At 34.3% G+C, this 22,611-nt stretch carries 21 protein-coding genes; 16 read left to right on the top strand and 5 right to left on the bottom strand.

From position 1 onward, the window contains the following. Position 1 precedes the first annotated feature (1 nt). The 5 genes from N4T20_RS10975 to N4T20_RS10955 all read right to left on the bottom strand — a co-directional run bounded on the left by N4T20_RS10975 (position 2) and on the right by N4T20_RS10955 (position 3,373). Positions 2–871, bottom strand: a complete 870-nt coding sequence (locus tag N4T20_RS10975) for an archaemetzincin (protein ID WP_260673039.1) — start codon at positions 869–871, stop codon at positions 2–4. A 9-nt stretch (positions 872–880) separates the two neighbouring features. Further along, positions 881–1,753: a sugar phosphate isomerase/epimerase gene (locus tag N4T20_RS10970; RefSeq protein WP_260673038.1), complete on the bottom strand. Its 873-nt coding sequence runs from the start codon at positions 1,751–1,753 to the stop codon at positions 881–883. A 32-nt stretch (positions 1,754–1,785) separates the two neighbouring features. Further along, positions 1,786–2,322: an NADPH-dependent FMN reductase gene (locus N4T20_RS10965; RefSeq protein ID WP_260673037.1), complete on the bottom strand. Its 537-nt coding sequence runs from the start codon at positions 2,320–2,322 to the stop codon at positions 1,786–1,788. Positions 2,323–2,340: 18 nt separating this feature from the next. Next, the gene (gene tnpA, locus N4T20_RS10960; protein ID WP_260673036.1) at positions 2,341–2,802 is read right to left on the bottom strand and encodes an IS200/IS605 family transposase; all 462 of its coding nucleotides are present in this window, start codon (positions 2,800–2,802) and stop codon (positions 2,341–2,343) included. Between the two features lie 220 nt (positions 2,803–3,022). After that, entirely contained in the window at positions 3,023–3,373 is a 351-nt protein-coding gene (locus tag N4T20_RS10955) for a hypothetical protein (RefSeq protein WP_260673035.1), read from the bottom strand. A 184-nt stretch (positions 3,374–3,557) separates the two neighbouring features. Between N4T20_RS10955 and trmD the strand changes: the two genes are divergently transcribed. From trmD to N4T20_RS10875, 16 genes are all read left to right on the top strand, one after another. After that, positions 3,558–4,238: a tRNA (guanosine(37)-N1)-methyltransferase TrmD gene (gene trmD, locus N4T20_RS10950; RefSeq protein WP_111365359.1), complete on the top strand. Its 681-nt coding sequence runs from the start codon at positions 3,558–3,560 to the stop codon at positions 4,236–4,238. 76 nt (positions 4,239–4,314) lie between these two features. Next, positions 4,315–5,139, top strand: coding sequence for a GyrI-like domain-containing protein (locus N4T20_RS10945; protein WP_260673034.1), 825 nt, complete (start codon positions 4,315–4,317; stop codon positions 5,137–5,139). Between the two features lie 105 nt (positions 5,140–5,244). Next, positions 5,245–6,366: an agmatine/peptidylarginine deiminase gene (locus tag N4T20_RS10940; protein ID WP_260673033.1), complete on the top strand. Its 1,122-nt coding sequence runs from the start codon at positions 5,245–5,247 to the stop codon at positions 6,364–6,366. Between the two features lie 283 nt (positions 6,367–6,649). Further along, positions 6,650–7,000, top strand: coding sequence for a 50S ribosomal protein L19 (gene rplS / locus N4T20_RS10935; protein WP_008462155.1), 351 nt, complete (start codon positions 6,650–6,652; stop codon positions 6,998–7,000). A gap of 205 nt (positions 7,001–7,205) precedes the next feature. Then, positions 7,206–8,300 (top strand): hypothetical protein, encoded by a 1,095-nt coding sequence (locus N4T20_RS10930; RefSeq protein WP_260673032.1) that lies wholly within the window; start codon positions 7,206–7,208, stop codon positions 8,298–8,300. Between the two features lie 79 nt (positions 8,301–8,379). Continuing rightward, positions 8,380–9,039: a hypothetical protein gene (locus N4T20_RS10925; RefSeq protein ID WP_260673031.1), complete on the top strand. Its 660-nt coding sequence runs from the start codon at positions 8,380–8,382 to the stop codon at positions 9,037–9,039. Positions 9,040–9,337: 298 nt separating this feature from the next. Beyond that, positions 9,338–11,557, top strand: a complete 2,220-nt coding sequence (locus N4T20_RS10920; RefSeq protein ID WP_260673030.1) for an NADP-dependent isocitrate dehydrogenase — start codon at positions 9,338–9,340, stop codon at positions 11,555–11,557. A gap of 142 nt (positions 11,558–11,699) precedes the next feature. Beyond that, positions 11,700–14,084, top strand: coding sequence for a TonB-dependent receptor (locus tag N4T20_RS10915; RefSeq protein ID WP_260673029.1), 2,385 nt, complete (start codon positions 11,700–11,702; stop codon positions 14,082–14,084). A 27-nt stretch (positions 14,085–14,111) separates the two neighbouring features. Continuing rightward, positions 14,112–14,933, top strand: a complete 822-nt coding sequence (locus N4T20_RS10910) for a DUF4249 domain-containing protein (protein WP_260673028.1) — start codon at positions 14,112–14,114, stop codon at positions 14,931–14,933. A 2-nt stretch (positions 14,934–14,935) separates the two neighbouring features. Continuing rightward, on the top strand, positions 14,936–15,418 hold the full coding sequence (locus tag N4T20_RS10905; protein WP_260673027.1) for a GyrI-like domain-containing protein: 483 nt from the start codon (positions 14,936–14,938) through the stop codon (positions 15,416–15,418). A 4-nt stretch (positions 15,419–15,422) separates the two neighbouring features. Further along, positions 15,423–15,869 carry a DinB family protein gene (locus N4T20_RS10900; protein ID WP_260673026.1) on the top strand — a complete coding sequence of 149 codons (447 nt, stop codon included), beginning with the start codon at positions 15,423–15,425 and terminating at the stop codon, positions 15,867–15,869. Positions 15,870–15,926: 57 nt separating this feature from the next. Continuing rightward, positions 15,927–16,586 carry a thiamine diphosphokinase gene (locus N4T20_RS10895; protein ID WP_260673025.1) on the top strand — a complete coding sequence of 220 codons (660 nt, stop codon included), beginning with the start codon at positions 15,927–15,929 and terminating at the stop codon, positions 16,584–16,586. A gap of 148 nt (positions 16,587–16,734) precedes the next feature. After that, the gene (gene rlmF / locus N4T20_RS10890; protein WP_260673024.1) at positions 16,735–17,685 is read left to right on the top strand and encodes a 23S rRNA (adenine(1618)-N(6))-methyltransferase RlmF; all 951 of its coding nucleotides are present in this window, start codon (positions 16,735–16,737) and stop codon (positions 17,683–17,685) included. A gap of 81 nt (positions 17,686–17,766) precedes the next feature. Beyond that, positions 17,767–18,003, top strand: a complete 237-nt coding sequence (locus tag N4T20_RS10885; protein WP_260673023.1) for a uroporphyrinogen decarboxylase — start codon at positions 17,767–17,769, stop codon at positions 18,001–18,003. A gap of 86 nt (positions 18,004–18,089) precedes the next feature. Then, on the top strand, positions 18,090–19,031 hold the full coding sequence (locus N4T20_RS10880) for an alpha/beta fold hydrolase (protein WP_260673022.1): 942 nt from the start codon (positions 18,090–18,092) through the stop codon (positions 19,029–19,031). Between the two features lie 365 nt (positions 19,032–19,396). Then, entirely contained in the window at positions 19,397–22,504 is a 3,108-nt protein-coding gene (locus N4T20_RS10875) for a TonB-dependent receptor (protein ID WP_260673021.1), read from the top strand. Positions 22,505–22,611 lie beyond the last annotated feature (107 nt).

Here is a 22,611-nt window from a genome sequence, read left to right as displayed (position 1 = left end):
TCTATTTATTTTTAATTTTTTCAAAATCTTTTTTCATCAATTCAGCTCCCGTAACCAAATTATTTTTCTTAAAATACTTTTCCAATTCTACTAATCTTTTCTTATTATCGTATTTTATACTCGAATTTAATTTCCTTTGGCAATTAGAACACAATCTCAACGTATGTTCATCTGTTTCTAATAAGCTATTAGTTCCATTCATCACACAATTAGCATCGATACAATGATGCAAGCCAAACATATGTCCAATTTCATGAGAACAAATTTTTAATAATCTTTCTAAACACAAATTAAAATCTTTATTCTTTAATCTTTTGTCATACAACCTGTAGATTGAACTTACCGCAATTCTATCCCTGTACGATGCCAAGCCAAAAACAAAACTCCATTCTGGTTTTGGATACAAATCTACTTCGGTCAACGCCATTAATCCTATTCCATTATGAGGCTTTTCTTTCTTCAAAACACTATCCAAAATAAATCCCGCAAGAAATTGTTCGTTTTGATCTGGACCAATTCTTCTAGCTTGTTTCGGAATAACATCATTTGAAACATTATCAAGTGTTTTGACCTTCAACTGAAAAAATATTTTCAAATATTCTTCAACTAATTTTATTTGTTTGCCTTGTAACGAGTCAAATTTCCCTATTGGCTGGAGATAAATAATATTATTTTCTGTTGTTGGAATTACATGTTTTGAGTTAAGAAACTGCTCAAAACTCTGCCCCTTTTCTTTATAAGAATACAACCAATCACCTGGTTTTGGAGGAAAAAGTTTTATATCGTTTTCCGCAATAGCCTCAAAATAATCACTTTTATTAGAATTGCAAGACAAAAGAATTACAAAAACCAGCAAAAGAAATTTCTTCATAAAGATGAATTAGATTAAATTTTTCGAAATAAAATCACAGCTCGACTTGATAGACTCAAAAGAGTTTGAAGCAAAATTATTTTCCTGTTCTACAAAAAAATGAATCATTCCCGATTGTTTTGCTGCTGCAAAAAAAGGTTTAAAATCTATTGTTCCAGAGCCAACCTCTGTGTTCAAATCGCTGTTTTTTCTATCTTTATCTTTTACGTGCCACATTTTGAAACGTCCAGGATTTTCTTTGAATAATTTTAAAGGATCATTTCCAGAATGAACTACCCAGTATAAATCTAATTCAAAATAAACCAGATCTTTGTCGGTTTCTTTTAATAAAACATCAAAACCAGTAGCTCCGTTGTGCTTTTGAAACTCAAAATCATGGTTATGATACGCCAGTTTTAAGCCTGCTTTTTTACACATTTTTGCCGCTTCATTTACACGGAAAACTATCTTTTTACAATCTTCTATACTTCTTCTAAAAGGTTCGTCGACCCAAGGCACAGTCAGAAATTCATTTTTAAGAACTTTTGCAGCCTCAATCGCAGCGATTAATTCTGCCGTATTTCCATCATACAAAAAGCTTCCCAGATTATAATGTCCGCTAACAGCTTTTAGTCCGTTATCATCCAAAATCTTTTTTAATTCTTGAGGCGTTAATCCCCAAAATTGGTCTTTGATTGAAAAACCATATGTCTCAACAGTTGTATAACCTGCTTTTGCTACTTTTTCTAATGTTCCTTTTACGTCTTTAGGAAGTTCCTCACGCAGCGTATACAACTGTAAACCAATTTCTTTTTTATTCATAGAAAGTGCAAATGATGGCGATGCTAAAACTGCTGTTGTGGCAAGACCTGTGGTTACGATAAAGTTTCTTCTGCTAATCATTTTAATGATTTAAATTTCAGAAAGTAAATATATTATAAAAATTGATTCTTAAAGTTTTCTACAAAATCTTGAAGCGCTTTTGCAGTTTGTTCTGAAACGATTTCTCCTTCAGCATTAACTTTTCCGCGCACTCCCTGAATCAGGAGCTGCGTTGTCTCGTCAAACTTAGCTTCGAGTGTTTTCATTACCAACAGCAATTGTTCATGACCCATTTCGCCCGAGGCGGAAGCTGTAATAAGACCCGTTTTTTTATTTGAAAAAATAGTTGTCGAAACGCACCATTCTAAAGCATTTTTTAAACTTCCCGGAAGACTAAATACGTATTCGGGAGTGCAAATGATAACGCCATCAGCATTTATGATTTTATTTCTAAAAGAAGTTATTTCTTGCGGAGGATTATCTGTATCTAAATCGGGATTAAAATGAGGAAGGCGCTCTAGGTCTTCGAAAATTTCAACTTCAAATTCTGATTTTAAATGGTTTGAAATGTATTTCAGAATTTTGAAGTTGCTAGAATTGTTTCTGGTGCTGCCAGATATCGCGAGTATTTTTATTTTGGTTGAAGTCATATTCAGAATCAAGGAACATTAAATTAATTCCTTAAAAATAAACTTTTCATCATAATCGACTTCAAATTTTTCAAGAAAGTTAATATACTCTTCTCTAAATGTTTTCTTCTTATGATGTTGCTCTTGATTTTGAATATAATTAATAACAGCATCCAATTGAGATTTGCTATAAGAAAATGCTCCATATCCTTCTTGCCATTCAAAATGGCCATTTACGAATTTATTGTCATTTATCCATTTTGATGAATTTTGTTTTATGCTCTTCATCAATTCTGATACAGATTGTAGAGGCCTTATTCCTATCAAAATATGGACATGATCAGAAACTCCGTTTATTGCAAGAAGCTTATGGTTATTATTTTTTATAATTCCTGAGATATATCTAAACAACTCATCTTTCCAATTTTTGTCGATAATTGTTTTTCTATACTTGACAGCAAAAACAAAATGAATATGGATTTGAGTATAAGTGTTTGCCATTATGAATGCAGTCCTTACGGGACATCGATGATCTACATGAGTTTTTTACAAATATTTTATTCCTAGCGGAATATTTTTGGAATGCAAACATAACAAAAAAGAAAGAAATATCCTTCAAAAATATAATTTAAGAAAAAAAGACTTTTGTTCCGCTAGGAACAAAATATTGGTAGAAAACCAAAAGGAATCGCATTTTATTTTTGTCGCGTAGGGACTGCATTTATTTTGCGGTTAGCAAGTTTAATCCTTCTATTTTTTGAGAATCAATAGCTTGCGGCGGATAATTTTGTTTTTCTTGTCGCGTGAATGTGACTTTGCCTTCTTTATTTACATACACATAATTGTAGCGCCAGTAATTTGATCCTGCCAATGATGTTCCATCACCATCAAAAACCTGATCTGCATAAACAAGAATTTCTCCATTTTGATTATTGTCTAAAGTCCTTATTGGGTTTCCTAAGGTCTTAAGCACTTTCGACTTGTTTTCTCCTATAGCAACAGTAGCCGAATTAGTACTTGCGCAGGATAAAAAGAGCGCAAGAACTGCAGTTATTAATATCGTTTTTTTCATCATTAAGTGTTTAGATTTTACGTTCGAATTTGGGTGGTATGTCTTGATAATTAGGAATGTAATTATAGTTAAAATTAGCCCATTAGATTTTACATAATTTTATGGAGGTGTTATATAATTATTATCAAAACACTCAATGGCTTTATTTGTATCTTTGCCGTCAAGAAAATTTACCTAATCAAAGATGCGAATTGACATTATTACTCTTTTACCTGAATTATTAAGAAGCCCTTTTGAGGCTTCAATTATGAAACGTGCCATTGATAAAGGTTTGGTCGAAGTGCATTTTCACAATCTTCGCGATTATAGCACCAACAGACAGAAAAGCGTAGATGACTATCCTTTTGGAGGAGGCGCTGGAATGGTAATGACAATTCAGCCTATAGATGATTGTATTACGCATTTGAAAAGCCAGCGCGAGTATGACGAGGTAATTTATATGTCACCTGATGGCGAAACTTTAAATCAGAAAATGGCCAATAAAATGTCAATGTATGAAAACATTATCATTTTATGCGGACACTATAAAGGTGTGGATCAAAGAGTAAGAGATCATTTTATCACTAAAGAAATTTCTATAGGCGATTACGTTTTATCTGGAGGAGAATTGGGCGCAATAGTTTTATCTGATGCTTTAATCCGATTAATTCCTGGAGTTTTAAGCGATGAAACTTCTGCTCTTACAGATAGTTTTCAGGACAATTTGCTATCAGGTCCAATCTATACAAGACCTGCAGATTATAAAGGATGGAAAGTTCCTGAAGTTCTAACAAGCGGACACGCTGCTAAAATCGACAAATGGCGTGAAGATATGGCATACGAACATACCAAAAACAGACGCCCAGATTTGTTAGAAGGCCATTAAAAAGCATTCTTTCACAGCTTTCAGTCTCAGTTTGTAACTACTAGAACCGAGACTGAGACCCTAAAACTGGATAAAAATGAATGATTTTAACCTAAAACGCATTTATAATACCCGAAATTATATTGAGACGCATTACAATCAAATGATCTCAATAGATAATCTTGAAGATATTTCCAGTTACTCGTACAGAAATTTACAGCGCGTTTTTTATTCTTTATTTCAGGAAACAATAGGCGCCTATCAGACTCGGCTGAAAGTAGAAAACGGATATAAAAAGCTTTTGTATTCCAACAAACAAATTTCAGATATTGCTCTTGAAGTTGGCTTTGCAGATGTACAGTCATTTTCCAAAACCTTCAAAAAGCATTTTAACTGTCCACCTTCTAAAGCACGAAATCAAAAAGAATTGCTGTTGCATGATTTTCATGAGCAACAAACCATTTCTTCTGCCTTAGAACCCGAAATTGCTTTTATCCCCGAAATAACAGCTTACTATTCGAGCTGCAAGACCTTCTACATTAATCCTGAAATAGAAAACCTATGGGACGCTCTGCTAGAAAATGAAATTACAGAACCTATTTCTGATTTCTTTGGCATTATTACAGATGACATTGTAATTACAGAAAAATCAAAATGCACTTACGAAGCTTGCATTGTCACCAAGGCAGTCGTTAAAAATCTTCCTGTAAAAAAACTTTTCGGAGGCAAATATGCTCGTTTTTTTCATCATGGCAGTTACGAAACTTTAGAAGAAACGTATCAGCAAATCTTTGGAGGGTGGTTTCTCAATAATGATATTGAAATATCTCATTTACCTGTTATTGAACAGTATATAAAAAATGACTCCAATAGTGTCAGTCCTGCCGAATATCTTACCGCCATTTTTATTCCTCTCATTTAATTTGTCCATTTTGGACAACTTTACAATTGCGCTTTAGAAATACATTTGTTCTGTCAAGTTATCGGTACAAAATGACATTAGATATTTAAAATTAAACCAATTAACATGAAAAAAAACTTTCTAATATTAATATTATTTCCTCTTCTTTCTTCTTGCCAAGGAGATGAGATAAACACAATTACAGACGAATTAAAAGATACTGAAGTTATATATACGATGCCCGAAGAATCGGCTCCGCATAAAGGCACTTGGCTGCAATGGCCTCATCAATATCAATACGGCATTGATTATAGAAATGATTTGGACGCCACGTGGGTCGCTATGACGAAATCCTTAATACAAAGCGAAAAAGTTTTTATTGTTGCCTATGATGCCACAGAAAAAGAGAGAATTGAAATTTTATTGCAAGAATCAGGAGTTTCATTGTCTTCGATTGCATTTAAAATATATAAAACTGATGACGTTTGGGTGAGAGACAATGGACCAATTTATGTAAAAGACAAAAACAATCAGCTAGTCATACAGGATTGGGGTTTTAATGGCTGGGGCAAAAAAGCCGCTTTTCAGAACTGCAATACGATTCCGTCCCAAATCGGGACAGACCAAAAAGTTACGGTTCTAGACTTAAACAATATCATGATTAATGAGGGCGGAGCTATAGAAATAGACGGAAACGGCACTTTAATGGCGACCAAAAGCTCAATATTAAATTCGAATCGTAATCCTTCAATGACGCAGCAACAAGCCGAAGCAAATTTTAAAAAATACCTTGGCGTAACTCATTTTATATGGCTGGATGGCAAAGCAGGAAGAGAAATCACAGATATGCACATTGACGGGTTTGCACGTTTTGGCAACAAAAATACAATTGTAACCATGAATGAAAATGATTTGCTGTATTGGGAAGTTCCTCAGCATGACATCACGGCCTTATACAATTCAAAAGACAAAAACGGCAAAAATTATACTTTCTTAAAACTGCCATTATCCAAAAATAATGTTGTAACAACGTATGGCAAAAAACTAGGATACAAAGGCTCTTATGTTAACTTTTATATTGGAAACTCTGTAGTCCTTGTTCCTAATTATAATGACCCAAATGACTCGGTAGCCAACCAGCTGATCCAAAGTTTGTATCCGACCAGAAAAGTAATCGGCATTGATGTCCGTAATTTATACGCAAATGGAGGAATGATTCATTGCGTTACACAGCAGCAGCCGAAGTAAAAAAGTTTCAAGTTTCAGGTTTCAGGTTTCAAGTTTCTCCCGAAGCTTCGGGATCAGGTTTCAGGTTGTTTTTTCTCGTTTTACACTCTCCGAAACAAAAGAAATTAAAGCCTTAGAATTGCAGCAGAAAAAACTTAACAATCAATTTATCAAATAGTTAAAATAATTTACAATTTATAACTCATAATTTATAATTATTTTTTACATTTGCACCCGAATTTGACCAACCTCTGGCGAGATCCGTGAATGTTGCTCTAATATAAAACCATAATTTATAATTATCATGGCAGATTTATTAAAATTCGTTCAAGACGAATTCGTTGCTAAAAAAGATTTCCCAGATTTCGGAGCTGGAGACACAATCACTGTTTTCTACGAAATTAAAGAGGGTGAAAAAACAAGAACTCAGTTTTTTAAAGGAGTTGTTATTCAAAGAAGAGGTTCTGGTGTTACAGAAACTTTTACTATCCGTAAAATGTCTGGATCTGTTGGTGTTGAGCGTATCTTCCCAGTAAACTTACCAGCTTTACAAAAAATCGAAGTGAACAAGAAAGGTGCTGTACGTAGAGCTAGAATTTTCTACTTCAGACAACTTACTGGTAAAAAAGCTAAGATTAAAGATAAAAGAAGATAATTTATTTTTTCTAAGGTACAAAAGTCCCAAACTGATATTTCAGATTTGGGACTTTTTTTGTTTTAAAACTTATGGAAACTCTCTAGAAAGTTCTCTCTACCGCTTTATTTATCTTGAACTGAAATTTTTTTTCAATAATAAATTTAAATCATAAAATTTTACTTACATTCGTAGTCATTAACAAACTTTTAACAGTATTAACACTATGAAAACCAAAAAAACCATTAAATTTTTATGTTTATTACTTTTTTCAATTATTTTTTCAAATTGTGAAAATGAAAGTACAATCCAATCTAATGCCGACCCAGCGGTTATTGAAGCAAAAAATTGGTTTGAAAAAAATAATCCAAAATTAACAATTCTGAATTATACTAAACAAATTGATTGGAATCAAGCCATAATAACTGATGGTAGCAAAGGGAAGGTTGTAGAGGTTCCTATTACTTTAAACAATAATACAGAAATAAAAAAAGGAGATAAAATAATTAAATCTTACAATAGATTGATGTTTATTAAAGACAGTAAACTTACATACAAACTATCGCATGTTTTAATCACAAGTGAAAAAGAAAATTTTGACGTTACAGATGAAAAATTTAATTTTTACAACATAAAAACAGATTTTGAAGGCACTGTAACTGTTTTAAATATTGATGATAAGATAGATTCTTATTGTACAATTTCAAAAAAATCTATAACTTCAACAAGCAACAAAACGAAACTTGAAGAACAAACTTGTCTTTATCTAGTTAAAACTTATGATGACGGTAGTTTTGATGTAATCTATTTAATCTCGTGTCCTGACCAAGGTGGTGGTGGCGATAATGGTGGAGGATCAGGTGGTTATGGCGACAATCCTAATCCAGAACCAACCCCATGTGAAAAAAGTATTGAAGAACTTATCTCTTCTTCTTACCCAACCTCAGAATTATTAGAATCAACAATTAAAGAAGAAAACAGCACAACAAGAAAAAAAATTTATAAATGGATAGTTTTCAAAGGACCAGGATTTACAATAAATTCTAGTGAAACAGGCATACACCAAAAAGTCGCAAATAGTAATCCTTCATTGCAATGGCAATGGGTAAGTTTGACACATAATACTCTTTACAAAGAAGGAACTGTAATTGGTGGTGAAGTATCTTCCTCATTAGTATCCGCTCTGCCGAAACCTTTAGGATTATATAATTATGCAATGTATTTGAATTTCAATGTTAATTTTTCAGGTTCTTTTTGTGGTATATCTTTTTCAAAAGAACTAAATTATGACGCTTCCAAAAGTTTTTCAATCAATGACTAATACATCTAAAACTCTGAATTCAAAAATGTTACTATACATTTTTGGATTCTTTATCTTTTTGTCAATTTCTCTATCATGTATGTCAAAAGATGAAATTACCAAAACCTATCTATGCGCTAGCCTTCCTGTTTTTAGATCTGATACAAATTATGTGACAATACTTGATAGCGTTGCTGTTATTAATTACAAAAATTACGCATTATACGAATTTGAAGATATTCACACTGTTCAAAACGATACAGCAATTATTGAAAGAAAAGTAATCAACAGATACTTTTTGCTTAAAGAAAAAGAAAAATATGGCTACTATTATGACTCCTTAAATGCGAAAAGCGGTAAAAAAGCCAGAACTGATTCCATTCTGAGTAAAAAAGCATACTATAATCAAACTTTTTACTTTCCTTCAATTATGCAATTGATTAGCTCTAAAAAAGACCAAAATGGCTATAAATTAATAGAAAAATATAAATGCAAAACCAAAGTAGATCTAAGCTATCCAGATACCGTAATTGTATATTATTCAAACAAAATGAAAAATACAAGTTTCACCCTATCTAAAGATCTTGATTCAATAAAAAAATTGAAAGTATTAAAAACAAGGGCTATATTTAACTCCCAATTTATCAAAGGTCATCCTAATAAATTTCCACAATTTGAATATAAGCGTGAATTAAAAAATGATTCAATTTCTAATCTAAAAAAGTACAAAGATTTTATTGAAAAAGAAATCAGTAAATAGTTTAATATTTTTATAATAATTTACGCGGAGATGTTATAAAAAACTCGTTTCATATCGTTTGAAACGAGTTTTTTTTATGTTCCAATTTCACCGCTAACAAAACTGTAATTTTTTAATATCAAAATCATCGATTTAGCAATTTAATGAGCTCGAAATAACAATCTGTTAATTTCATCATTTCTCTTCAAAACTCAACCGATTTCGTTGTGATTTTATTATATTTGCTCCGCTCATTTTGAGCCGAATATATCTTTTACATCGTTAACTCCTGACGATACGATTATAAAAAAAAAAGAAAATGAATAAATCAAAAATTTTTTACACCTTAACTGATGAGGCGCCTCTATTGGCAACTTACTCTCTTTTACCAATTGTTCAAGCTTTTACAGCAACAGCTGGAATTGAAATCGAAACCAGAGATATTTCGCTGGCAGGAAGAATTTTATCAAACTTCCCTGATTCTTTGACAGATGCTCAAAAAACGGGAGATGCGTTGGCAGAACTAGGCCAATTAGCAACTCAGCCAGAAGCAAACATTATTAAATTACCAAACATTTCAGCATCTGTACCGCAATTAAAAGCGGCAATTGCTGAATTGCAATCACACGGATACAATGTACCAAATTTCCCAGAAGATCCTCAAAATGATGCTGAAAAGGAAATTAAAGCAAAATATGCAAAAGTATTAGGCTCTGCTGTAAACCCAGTTTTACGTGAAGGAAACTCTGACCGTAGAGCTCCAAGAGCAGTTAAAAACTTTGCAAAAGCAAATCCGCACTCAATGGGTGCTTGGTCTGCTGACTCAAAAACTAAAGTGGCTTCTATGTCAGGCGGCGATTTTTACGGAAGTGAAAAATCTTTGACTGTAAACGAGGCTAATGATGTAAAAATCGAATTTGTTGCTAAAGACGGAACTACAACTGTTCTTAAAGCAAGCACTCCATTAAAAGCGGGAGAAATTATTGACAGTTCTGTTTTAAGCGTAAGCAAATTGAAAGCTTTTGCTGCTGATGTAATTGCTGAAGCTAAAGCTGCAGGAGTTTTACTTTCTGTGCACTTAAAAGCTACAATGATGAAAGTTTCTGATCCAATTATCTTTGGCGCTATCGTTGAAGTATATTTTGCAGATGTTTTCAAAAAATACGCTTCTTTATTTGCTGAATTAAACGTTGACACAAGAAACGGTTTAGGTGATATCTACGCTAAAATTGCTGGAAGACCTGAGCAGGCAGAAGTTGAAGCTGCGATCGATCAGGCAATCGCTAACGGACCAGCTTTAGCAATGGTTAATTCTGATAAAGGAATTACAAACTTACACGTTCCTTCTGACGTAATTGTTGATGCTTCTATGCCGGCAATGATTCGTACTTCTGGACAAATGTGGAACAAAGAAGGAAAAGCACAAGATACATTCGCAGTTATTCCAGACAGATCTTATGCTGGAGTTTATACAGCTACTATCGATTTCTGTAAAAAACACGGTGCTTTTGACCCAAAAACAATGGGAAGCGTTCCTAACGTTGGATTAATGGCTCAAAAAGCTGAAGAATACGGATCTCACGACAAAACTTTCCAAATTAAAGGTGATGGTGTTGTACGTGTTGTGGATGCAAACGGAAATGTTTTAATGGAACAAAATGTTGAAACAAACGATATTTTCAGAATGTGCCAAGCAAAAGATGCTCCTATTCAGGACTGGGTCAAATTGGCTGTAAACAGAGCTCGTTTGTCTAGCACTCCTGCTGTTTTCTGGTTAGACGAAAACAGAGCACACGACAGAGAATTGATCGTAAAAGTTCAAAAATACCTTAAAGATTACGATACTACAAACTTGGATATCCGTATTTTAAACCCAGTTGCTGCTACAGAATTTACTTTAGACAGAATTATCAAAGGTTTAGATACAATTTCTGTAACAGGAAACGTTTTACGTGACTATTTAACAGATTTATTCCCAATCTTAGAACTTGGAACTTCTGCTAAGATGCTTTCTATCGTTCCGTTAATGAACGGTGGTGGATTGTTCGAAACTGGTGCTGGAGGTTCTGCTCCAAAACACGTTGAGCAATTTACAGAAGAAGGATATTTACGTTGGGATTCTCTTGGAGAGTTTTTAGCTCTTGGCGCTTCTTTAGAGCATTTAGGACAAACTTTAGACAACTCTAAAGCAATTGTTTTATCTGAAACTTTAGATCAAGCTAACGATAAATTCTTGGCAAATGATAAATCTCCAGCTCGTAAAGTTGGTCAGATTGACAACCGTGGTTCTCACTTCTATTTAGCATTCTACTGGGCTCAAGCTTTGGCTGCTCAAACTAAAGATGCTGAATTGAAAGCGATCTTTACTCCAATTGCTGCTGAATTTGAAGCTAACGAAGCTAAAATAGATGCTGAATTAATTGGTGCTCAAGGAAAACCGCAAAACATTGGAGGCTACTACCAGCCAACTCCAGAATTGGTAAGCAAAGCAATGCGTCCAAGCGAAACTTTCAACGCTATTGTTGCTAAAATCAAATAATTCAGAATACAGCTGTATTTCTAAATAGACAAAAAGGACAACTCGCAAGGTTGTCCTTTTTTTATCTTAACTTATGTTTAACAAAAGTTCCGTAAGAATATTTAGCAAGAATTTGTTAACTATGTAAATCAAAATCAATATAATGATTACAAAAAATACCTGCACATTTTTTCTATTTATTTTAACGATTCTCACCTCATTTGCGCAGGAAAAATTTACTCTAAGCGGAACTATCAGCGACAGCAAAAACAACGAAACCTTAATTGGTGTCAATATTTACATCCCTTCTTTAAAAATCGGGACCACAACAAACGAGTATGGATTTTACTCGCTTTCTGCTCCAAAAGGCGAATATGAAATTGAAATCAGTTACATCGGCTACCAAAGTATTCAAAAACATATTGCCCTAAATCAGAATACAAAAAGCAACTTCTCTATCAGCGAAGGCAATGGCGAAGAACTTCAAGAAGTTGTCATTACAGAAAACAAAGGCAAAATAAATGTCAAATCGCCAGAAATGAGCGTCAATAAACTTTCTATTACAACCATAAAAAAAATGCCTGTTGTTTTAGGAGAAGTTGACGTTTTGAAATCTATTTTATTGCTTCCTGGAGTTACCAACGCAGGCGAAGGCGCTTCGGGATTTAATGTCCGCGGAGGCGGTGCCGACCAGAATCTGATTCTTTTGGACGAAGCTACGATTTTTAATTCGTCTCACGTTTTCGGATTCTTTTCCGTTTTTAATCCTGATGCCATCAAAGATTTAAAATTGTATAAAGGAGGAATTCCTGCCCGTTATGGCGGGAGAGCTTCTTCTGTTTTAGAAATCTACCAAAAAGACGGCAGCAGTAAAGACTTTCATATGAATGGCGGCATCGGATTAATTTCCAGCCGTTTATTGGCTGAAGGCCCAATTGTAAAAGACAAAGGTTCTTTTCTAATCGGAGGACGAGCATCTTATGCCCATCTTTTTTTAAAACTATCTGAAGAAAATAAAAATAACTCTGCCTATTTTTATGATTTAAATACCAAACTCAACTACAAACTCAACGATAATAATAGTTTATATCTCTCAGGTTATTTTGGCCGCGACGTTTTCAGATTAAACAAAAGCTTTACCAATACTTACGGAAATTCGACTTTAAACCTGAGATGGAATCATTTGTATTCTAATAAATTATTTTCCAATCTCTCTTTAATTTACAGCGATTATTATTATGGTCTAGATCTTGATTTTGTTGGATTCATATGGGATTCGGGAATCAAAAACTACAACATCAAATATGATTTCAAACATTATCTTTCTGATAAATTAAAACTGAATTATGGCGTAAACGGAATTTATTACGATTTTAATCCCGGAACCATAAAACCGACAGGAGAAGATTCTGGCATTAATCCGGATCAATTAGATAAAAAATATGCTTTTGAACCTTCCATTTATTTGGATGCAGAAAGTCAGCTTTCTAAAAAAATCACCATCGCATACGGGTTGCGCTACAGCTTATTTTATCGATTGGGAGCATCGACTATAAATTATTACGATAATAATCAGCCAGTAGTTTTTAATAGCGATATGCAGATTTACGAAAAAGGAACGCCAACCTCAACTCAATATTTTGGAAAAAATAAAGTCATTCAGAGTTATGGTAATTTTGAACCGCGTTTTTCTATTTCTTACCAATTAAATGAAGATCAAGCCATAAAAGCGAGTTATAATAGAATGGCGCAATACCTTCAATTAATCTCTAATACCTCTTCTCCTACTCCTCTTGATGTTTGGATGCCTAGCGACAATTACATCAAACCGCAGCTTGCCGATCAGGTTGCCGTGGGGTATTTTAGAAATATTTATAATGATGCTTATTCTTTAGAAGTCGAAACCTTTTATAAAAAAGTAAAAAACAGATTAGATTATATCGATGGAGCCGATTTGATTGCCAATAATGCTATCGAGCAGGTCATTTTAAACGGTCATATGCGCTCGTATGGTTTGGAGCTAATGATAAAGAAAAACAAGGGCAAATTTAACGGATGGATTTCGTATACCCTTTCCAGATCAGAACAGCAGACTCCAGGCAGAACTCCAGAGGAAACAGGAATTAATAACGGCCAATGGTATGCTTCGGCTTATGACAAAACTCATAATCTTGCCATTACATCTGCATACAACTTAAACGAAAAATGGTCTTTTGGCGCTAACTTTGCTTTGCAGTCTGGACAGCCGGTCACGTATCCGAATGGCCAATACGAGTATTTAGGAATCACAGTGCCAAGCTACGGGTTGCGAAATGAAAACAGGCTTCCTGCTTATCACCATTTGGATATTTCTGCAACTTTGACACCTAGAAGCAATAAAGACAGAAACTGGAAAGGCGAATGGGTTTTCAGTATTTATAATGTTTACAATCGTATGAATGCGGCTTCGATCAACTTTCGCCAAAATGTTGATACAGGGGCCAATGAAGCCATAAAAACGTCTATATTCGGAATTGTACCAGCGGTTAGTTATAATTTCAAATTCTAAAAATCAGTGAAAACTAAAAATTTAGCTATGAAAAAATTAGTTTTTTTAATCCTATTCTTCACCACTTTACTTTTTGCTGGCTGCGAAGAAGTTGTTGATGTGGAATTAGATACAGCAGATCCAAAATTAGTAATTGAAGCTTCCATCAATTGGGAAAAAGGAACAAAAGGAACTGACCAGACCATAAAGCTGACTACAACAACTGGTTACTTTGAAAATGTAATTCCAACTGTTTCGGGCGCAATTATTTATATAGAAGACAGCCATAAAGAAAGATTTAATTTTATCGAAATTAAAAAGACTGGCCAATATGTGTGCAATAATTTCAAACCGATTATTGACGAACAATATACATTGACTGTAATTAGCAGAGGAAATAGATATATCGGAACCGAAACTTTAAAATCTGTAGCTCCCATTACCCGAATCGAACAAAATAATCAAGGCGGTTTTACAGGAAAAGACATTGAAATAAAAGCGTTTTACGATGATCCTGCCGATGCCACTAATTATTATTTATACAAATATCTATATTCTAATAAAATCAAATCTACGTTCTATGTCGACGAGGATAAATTTTTCAACGGTAATGAATTTTTCAGCCTTTCGGATGATGAAGATCTGCAGATTGGAAATGAAATTGAAATTACCCACTACGGCATTTCAAAACAGTACTATAATTATATGAATATTTTGGTCAGCATTGCCGGAAGCTCTGTCGGAGGGCCATTTCAGTCTCCGCCTGCAACCGTAAAAGGAAATATGATTAATGTAACCAATAAAGACAATTATCCGCTGGGATATTTTTCTCTAAGCGAAACCAGCACTAAAAAATACAAAATCAAGTAACTATGCAGCCAATAATAAGAAATTTAACCGAAAAAAAACTCCTTGGGCATTTTATAGAAATGTCATTTATTGAGAATAAGACTTTTCAATTATGGAACGGTTTTATGCCAAACCGAAAAGAAATAAAAAACGCAATTGGCGCTAATTTATATTCCTTGGAAGTTTATCCCGAAAATCATTTTGATAATTTTGATCCTAACAAGCCTTTCAAAAAATGGGCTGCTGTAGAAGTTGCAGATTATGAAAATGTTCCAGAAGGAATGCAAACTCTAATTGTTCCAGATGGCCTATATGCTGTTTTTCTTCATTTGGGTCCGGCTTCAGAAGGACATAAAACCTATCATTATATTTTTGCAGAATGGCTCCCAAATTCTGAATATACCGTAGACAACAGACCGCATTTTGCTGTCATGAATGAAAAATACAAAAAAGACGATCCAGCCTCTGAAGAAGAAATCTGGATTCCTATAAAAAATAGAAGCTAAGATTATGATACTAGAATCGCTAAAAACACTATACAACCGAGATTTAAACAAACTAAAAGAGGAAATTGGATTGTATCAAAATGAAAAACAAATTTGGGCAATTGATAAAAACATTTCAAATTCTTCTGGAAATCTGTGCCTGCATTTAATCGGGAATTTAAACACTTACATTGGCGCAGAAATAGGCAAAACAGGTTATGTGCGAAATCGTCTTTTAGAATTTTCATTGAAAGATATTCCAAAATCAGAATTAATTCAGAAAATTGAAGACACCATTTCAGTTGTAAACAACGCCCTTGACAGTCTAACCGAAGCTGATTTAGAGGCCATTTACCCGCAAATTGTTTTTGAAAAAGAAATGCCTACAGGTTTCTTTTTAATCCATCTTTCAACACATTTGGCTTACCATTTAGGGCAAATCAATTATCATCGCCGTTTATTAGACTTCTGAAAAAATCTAAAATCAGAAATCTAAAGCGTACCTTTGCACCACATTAAAAAAACTCTTATGTCATCACATCACATCGTTCGCGACGATCAGGAACCTGCTTTAATCATTGCAAATGGCGCAGCCTGCGATCCCGAATTATTAGGACAATTGCTAGAATGGTCTCCTTTGGTTGTGGTTTTAGATTCGGCTATTGAAAGAGTGATTGAATTAGGCATAAAAGTAGATGTCCTTTTGGGCGATTTTGACCGCGGATTTGATCCTGAAATCTACAAATCGCAATTCCCTATAGAAATTGTCCATACGCCAGATCAAGACAAAACCGATTTGGAGAAAGCTTTTGATTATCTTATCGAAAGAAAAATTCCTGCAGCAAATGTAGTTTGGGCAACAGGAAAACGCGCCGATCATACCATCACCAATCTTACTCAAATTGTTCGCTACCGAGATTTGCTCAAAATTGTAATTCTCGATGATCATTCTAAAATATTCTTGCTGCCAACAAAATTTGAGAAATGGTACACAGCAAATACGCCAATTTCGCTTATTCCTATTGGTGTCGTAAACGGAATTTCTTCAACAAACTTGAAATACGAACTAAACGACGATACGCTCACAATGGGCTACAGAACCGGAAGCAGCAACTCAGTTGAAAAAGATGGAATCGTAACCATAACGCATCGTGAAGGCGATTTGCTTTTAATGGAATGTTTTGATTAGAAGCTATTTCCTGCTCCCGAAGCTTCGGGATGCTGTATCTTTTCCTGGCTAAAAAAGCCAGAAAAAGGATGCCGCTTCCATTTGGGCCAGGGAACTCATTTTCAAAACAACACTTTCTTACCTATCTTTGCAGTCGAAATCAATGAAAATGAAAGCAAACGATAATTCTGAAAAAGGCAATTTACATCCAAGAAATCTTCATCGAAACCGATATGATTTTGAAAAACTAATTTCGACTTGTCCTGAATTAAACGATTTTGTTTCCATCAACAAATACGGAATAGAAACCATCGATTTCAGCAATCCTTCTGCTGTAAAAACATTAAACAAAGCTTTACTGCAAACGTATTACGACATTCAAAACTGGGAAATTCCAAAAAATTACCTTTGCCCGCCCATCCCCGGACGTGCAGATTACATCCATTATATCGCCGATTTGTTGGCAGAAAGCCATAATGGCCAAATTCCTGAAACCAGTTATGTTTTGGGATTAGATATCGGAACGGGTTCAAATATGATCTATCCGATATTAGGGAATGCGATTTACAATTGGAGTTTTGTCGGAACAGACATTGACAAAAATTCAATAGAAAATTGCACTAAAATTATTGAAGCCAATCCAAAACTAATCGATTCCATCAGCTTACAGCAGCAGACCGAACCTCGATTTATTTTCAAAAACATCATCACGCCCGAAGATCGTTTCACTTTCACAATTTGCAATCCGCCTTTTCATGCCTCAGCCCAAGAAGCGAACAAAAGCAGCGCTAGAAAAATTTCCAATCTTAATCCGAAAGATAAAAAAAGTGCAAATCCAGTTTTAAACTTTGGCGGACAAAATGCAGAATTATGGTGCAACGGCGGCGAAATCGGGTTCATCACACAAATGATTTACGAAAGCACCAAATATCCTTCGCAGGTTTTATGGTTTACTACTTTAGTTTCTAAAAAAGAAAATCTCTCTTCGATTTACAAAACTTTAAAGAAAGTAAATGCTGCTTTGGTAAAAACAATCGAAATGTCTCAAGGACAAAAAAACAGCCGAATTGTGGTATGGAGTTTTTTTGAAAACCCAAATTCACAGAAACATTTCTTTTAACACGCTCATTTCCAACCCTAAAACCTTGATTTTACAATTTACTTTTGCTATATTTATTGTAAACAATTTAAAATCAAGATCATGGCAGAATATATTGGTTATCTCGCATCGGTATTTATTGTTGGTGGCTTCTTGCTGAAAAACCTTAGAACAATCCGATTTATTAATATGTTTGGCTGCATCTGTTTTGTCATTTATGGCATCTTCCTAAATGATTACAGAGATTTCAATCAGTGGCTTTGGCCAGTAATTATTCCAAATGCCATTTTAGCTTTTGTGCAGATTTACTATCTGACTTCCAAAAATGAAAAATCTTAAAATTATAATATTTTAAAATAAAATTCTGATACGTTTTTTGCCTACTCGACGTGTAACTTTAAGCTGAAAATTGAATTTTATACTCTATGTTAAAACTATATTCCCGATTGGCCATTGCACTTTTTTTAGTGGCAAGCTGTGCTTCAAAAAAAACAAAATTTGAAGATTACGTTTTTAAAACCAAAAGTGAAGAAACAGCATATCAAACAGCTTACGATAAAGCTTTACAACTTTGGAACATTCCTTATACCGAAGAAGATGTAAAAACCAGTTTCGGCACAGCTCATGTTGTAATAGCTGGACCAAAAAACGAAAAAGATTTGGTTTTACTCCACGGGATGGATGCCAGTTCTACCATGTGGTATCCCAATATTCAAGCTTTAGCCAAAAACCATCGCGTTTATGCCATCGATTTTATCATGGAACCCAACAAATCTAATTTGACAGCAAAACCGCTCTCATCAAACGAAATTGCCATTTATTACAATGAAATATTCAAGCATTACAAATTGAAGAAATTCGATGTCATCGGCGCTTCTAGAGGTGGTTGGATTGCGACTCTTCTGGCAACACAAAAAAACAATCCGATGGACAAAATTGTTTTATTGAGTCCAGCGCAGACTTTCAAATTTATAGATAAACCCAGAAAAACATCTTCTGCTCTGCTTTTAAAACTTTTTCCAAGTGAAAAGAAATTCGAAAAAACTTTGAAAGCCTTTTCAACGCATCCTGAAAAAATCAGTCCTATTTATAAAAGACAATTTTATTTAGCCAATAAGTATGCTAAATCAAATTCGAGTATGCTAAAAATGAAGCCTTTTTCAGATGCTGAATTAAAATCGATTCAAAATCCTATGTTGGTTTTAATTGGCGACCAAGATGTCATCAATTCAGATGAAAGCCTGGAACGAGCAAAAAAATACGTTTCAAAAATCGACACAGTTAAAATTAAAGATGCAGGTCATTTTTTAAGCATCGACCAATCAAAAATCACTAACGATGCGATTATTAACTTTCTGAAACACTAAAAACTGACTGTAAAATATTCAAATTTTTAGCTTAAGTAATCTTTATTAAATAAAAAATTACGAAAAAAAATTATATTTTTTTACTTTAAAGTAAGAATTGTAATACATAATTATATATATTTACCACTGAATATCATTTTCTATTTCTCAGTTTTTTGGGGAAATTAAAATACCGCAGGGTTCTGATGTACGACTTGCTCAGTTGAAAGTAGTGCGCAGAAAGCCCATCCTATAATTAGATTCTTAATTATAAAACTTTCCAGATCAATTTAAAATCCTTCAAATAACTTATTCTAGCCTGCAAAGGGCTATTTAAGTTGTTTTTGTTTTTCATACTAATACTCAATTAATACAAACCAAAATTTATGAAAAAGGATTTATTTAAAAATGGAGTGTCTTTACACTTCAAAAAAATGTTACTTTCTCCATTTGCCCTCGCCGTTATTATATTAAACAGTAATGGCCTTATTGCAAATTCATACAAAAAAAACACAATTCTAACGAATCAAAAGCAAACTGATCTCGTAAAAGGAAAAATTGTCGATGAATCTGGAGCTCCTTTGCCAGGAGTTACAGTCTTGGTCGTAGGCACTAAAAAAAGTACGGTTACCGATATAGAAGGAAATTACGCTATCGCAGCTCAAGCTGGAGATGTTTTGCAATTTTCATATGTTGGATTAAAGACTAAAACCGCAACTGTCAATGGACCAATTTTAAACATTACTTTATCTGCAGGAAATGCAGAAGCACTAGAAGATATTGTTGTTATCGGGTCACGAAATCCTGCTAGAACCGTGACAGAATCAGCAGTTCCTATAGATGTTATTGGAATGAAAGATATTGCGACGCAAGGTCCGCAAACCAATTTAAATCAGATTTTAAATATGGTTGCTCCATCGTTTACTTCAAATACTCAAACGGTAGCCGACGGAACAGACCACCTTGATCCTGCCCAATTGAGAGGCTTAGGGCCAGATCAGGTTTTAGTTTTATTAAACGGCAAAAGAAGACACACCTCATCATTGGTCAATGTAAACGGAACTCCCGGAAGAGGATCAGTAGGAACCGATTTAAATGCCATTCCGTCTTTTGCCCTTGAAAAAATTGAAGTATTGAGAGATGGCGCTGCTGCTCAATACGGATCGGATGCCATTGCAGGAGTAATCAATCTTAATGTAAAAAAAGACACTAAAAAACTGGACATCAATCTCTTTTCAGGAAGTAATTTCTCTAGAAATGCCAACAACCATACAGGAGGAAATGATGGTAACCATTACCAGTTGGATCTAAATTACGGAACAAATTTAGGCAAAGAAAAAAGTTTTATTAACGTAACCGGAAGCCTGCAACTGCGTGACGCAACAAGTAGAGCCAATGATGCCACTGGCACGATTTACAATGCTTACAATGCTATTGAACAAAGAGCTTTTCAGGACGGAATAAACATCAATTCTTTATTTGGCAACATTAACAACACGCCAAATTCGGCTCAGATTCTTAGTTTAATCAAAGGATATGCCCCAAAAATAAATTATTTCACAAGCGCACAGCAAGCCGCTATTAGCAATGCAACAACAATTCCGCAAATGCAGACGGCTTTAAATTTTGACGCTACTGATGGAGAACTTGCTTACAGAAACCTTCAGCGAAAAGATTTCAACATGAGAGTCGGCCAATCTTCATTTGAAAGTGTGCAATTCTTTCTGAATGCTGCCTATCCAATAAACGATAAATTAGAAGCTTATGTATTTGGTGGCACCAGTTACAGACAAGGTGAATCTGCTGGTTTTTACAGAAGACCAAATCAGGCAAGATCATACACTGGTTTGTATCTTAACGGTTTCTTGCCAGAAATACACTCAACAATTAATGACATTTCTGCAGCTGCAGGAATTAAAGGTACTATTTTTAAAGATTGGAAATTTGACCTGAGCAATACATACGGGCAAAATGCTTTCGATTATAACATAGAAAATACTGTGAATGCTTCCTTAAGAGAAGCTTCTCCTACCAAATTTGACGCAGGAGGATTACGTTTTGCACAAAATACAACAAACCTTGATTTGAGCAAAAAATTCAATGCTTTAAACGTAGCTTTTGGAGCAGAATCGCGTTATGAAATGTTCGGGATTAATGCTGGCTCACCTGATTCTTACAGCCAATATGATATTAACGGAAATATCGTTACTGCGACAACTCCTTCAAACATAAGAGTGACAGATTTCTTTGGAGCTGCCAGACCTGGAGGAGCACAAGTTTTTCCTGGTTACAGAGCACAAAATGCAAAAAATGAGTCCAGACACAGTTACGCCTTATATACCGATTTAGAATTAGATGTTACCGATAAATGGCTGCTAAATGGTGCGGTTCGTTTTGAAAACTATTCTGATTTTGGAAGTACCACTACTTTTAAACTGGCAAGCCGTTACAAACTTAGCAATAATGTAAATTTACGCGGTGCTTTTTCAACTGGATTTAGAGCACCGTCTTTACACCAGATTTATTACGAATCAACTGCTACTCAATTTACAGGAGGAGTTCCTTTTGAAGTAGGAACTTTTAGCAATGATTCTGAAATAGCAAAACTATTAGGAATTCCTAAATTAAAACAAGAAGAATCTAAAAGTGTAAGCGCTGGATTTACAGCCAAAATCCCAGCCGCCAATATTACGATCACAGCTGATGCCTATTTCATAAGGATAAACGACAGAGTTGTGCTTACAGATCAATTTACGCCGACACCTGAAACAAAACCATTGTACGATCAGGCAGGTGCAACTGCAGCAAATTTCTTTGCCAATGCAATTGATACTGAATCTAAAGGTTTTGATGTTGTAATTACCAACAAACTTAATTTGAATGAAAATCTGACTTTAAAAAATGATTTATCAGGCACTTTTTCAAGAACACATAAGGTTGGCAATATTCATGCCTCTCCTATTTTAGAAGCAGCTGGACAAGTAAACACTTACTACTCTGAAACTTCTAGAATTTATTTAGAAGAAGCTATACCAAGAGTAAAAGTAAACCTGACCAACAATCTGTCTTATAAAAAATTCGACTTCTTTTTAAGAAATGTCTATTTTGGAGCTGTTACAGATCCAAACGTTGCTGACGTAAATGGTGATGGTTATGTTGGTGCAACTATAGTAAATGGCAAAGCTGTAGAAAATGAGCATCCTATTTGGGGCGCTAAAATTATCACTGATATGTCTGTTGGCTTCAAAATTACTGCCAGTACAAAAATTGTAGTTGGCGCCAACAATATTTTTGATATTTATCCAGATAAAAACTTGGGGCCGCAAATGGCTAAAAGAGCTACTGGTGTTGATTCAAACGGAAACATTACTTATGCACCAGCTGCAACGGCTATAGATTTATCAAACCAAAATCAATTTGTATATTCAAGAAATGTATCGCAGTTTGGTCAAAACGGCCGTTTTATCTTTGCAAGATTAAACTTTAGCTTCTAACAAATTCAGTTTTAGTTAATTTAAAAAAAACCGTCAGCATTCATTTGCTGGCGGTTTTTTTTTTGAATATTGCTTTCCATCTAAAAATAGCACTCAAACTTCGTATC

Origin of the sequence: Flavobacterium sp. TR2, assembly GCF_025252405.1 — a bacterium.
Classification (GTDB): Bacteria; Bacteroidota; Bacteroidia; order Flavobacteriales; family Flavobacteriaceae; genus Flavobacterium.
The sequence above is the reverse complement of the archived record's forward strand: the minus strand, read 5'-3'. Positions and strand labels throughout refer to the sequence as shown.

Bases quoted from the DNA above. Each gene is read 5' to 3' on its own strand.
- tnpA (WP_260673036.1), bottom strand. From the start codon at position 2,802: ATGGCAAACACTTATACTCAAATCCATATTCATTTTGTTTTTGCTGTC.
- N4T20_RS10900 (WP_260673026.1), top strand. From the start codon at position 15,423: ATGATACTAGAATCGCTAAAAACACTATACAACCGAGATTTAAACAAA.
- N4T20_RS10965 (WP_260673037.1), bottom strand. From the start codon at position 2,322: ATGACTTCAACCAAAATAAAAATACTCGCGATATCTGGCAGCACCAGA.
- N4T20_RS10925 (WP_260673031.1), top strand. From the start codon at position 8,380: ATGTCAAAAGATGAAATTACCAAAACCTATCTATGCGCTAGCCTTCCT.
- N4T20_RS10885 (WP_260673023.1), top strand. From the start codon at position 17,767: ATGGCAGAATATATTGGTTATCTCGCATCGGTATTTATTGTTGGTGGC.
- N4T20_RS10875 (WP_260673021.1), top strand. From the start codon at position 19,397: ATGAAAAAGGATTTATTTAAAAATGGAGTGTCTTTACACTTCAAAAAA.
- N4T20_RS10955 (WP_260673035.1), bottom strand. From the start codon at position 3,373: ATGAAAAAAACGATATTAATAACTGCAGTTCTTGCGCTCTTTTTATCC.
- N4T20_RS10945 (WP_260673034.1), top strand. From the start codon at position 4,315: ATGAATGATTTTAACCTAAAACGCATTTATAATACCCGAAATTATATT.
- N4T20_RS10905 (WP_260673027.1), top strand. From the start codon at position 14,936: ATGCAGCCAATAATAAGAAATTTAACCGAAAAAAAACTCCTTGGGCAT.
- N4T20_RS10895 (WP_260673025.1), top strand. From the start codon at position 15,927: ATGTCATCACATCACATCGTTCGCGACGATCAGGAACCTGCTTTAATC.
- N4T20_RS10940 (WP_260673033.1), top strand. From the start codon at position 5,245: ATGAAAAAAAACTTTCTAATATTAATATTATTTCCTCTTCTTTCTTCT.
- rlmF (WP_260673024.1), top strand. From the start codon at position 16,735: ATGAAAGCAAACGATAATTCTGAAAAAGGCAATTTACATCCAAGAAAT.
- N4T20_RS10930 (WP_260673032.1), top strand. From the start codon at position 7,206: ATGAAAACCAAAAAAACCATTAAATTTTTATGTTTATTACTTTTTTCA.
- N4T20_RS10880 (WP_260673022.1), top strand. From the start codon at position 18,090: ATGTTAAAACTATATTCCCGATTGGCCATTGCACTTTTTTTAGTGGCA.
- N4T20_RS10910 (WP_260673028.1), top strand. From the start codon at position 14,112: ATGAAAAAATTAGTTTTTTTAATCCTATTCTTCACCACTTTACTTTTT.
- rplS (WP_008462155.1), top strand. From the start codon at position 6,650: ATGGCAGATTTATTAAAATTCGTTCAAGACGAATTCGTTGCTAAAAAA.
- N4T20_RS10915 (WP_260673029.1), top strand. From the start codon at position 11,700: ATGATTACAAAAAATACCTGCACATTTTTTCTATTTATTTTAACGATT.
- trmD (WP_111365359.1), top strand. From the start codon at position 3,558: ATGCGAATTGACATTATTACTCTTTTACCTGAATTATTAAGAAGCCCT.
- N4T20_RS10920 (WP_260673030.1), top strand. From the start codon at position 9,338: ATGAATAAATCAAAAATTTTTTACACCTTAACTGATGAGGCGCCTCTA.
- N4T20_RS10975 (WP_260673039.1), bottom strand. From the start codon at position 871: ATGAAGAAATTTCTTTTGCTGGTTTTTGTAATTCTTTTGTCTTGCAAT.
- N4T20_RS10970 (WP_260673038.1), bottom strand. From the start codon at position 1,753: ATGATTAGCAGAAGAAACTTTATCGTAACCACAGGTCTTGCCACAACA.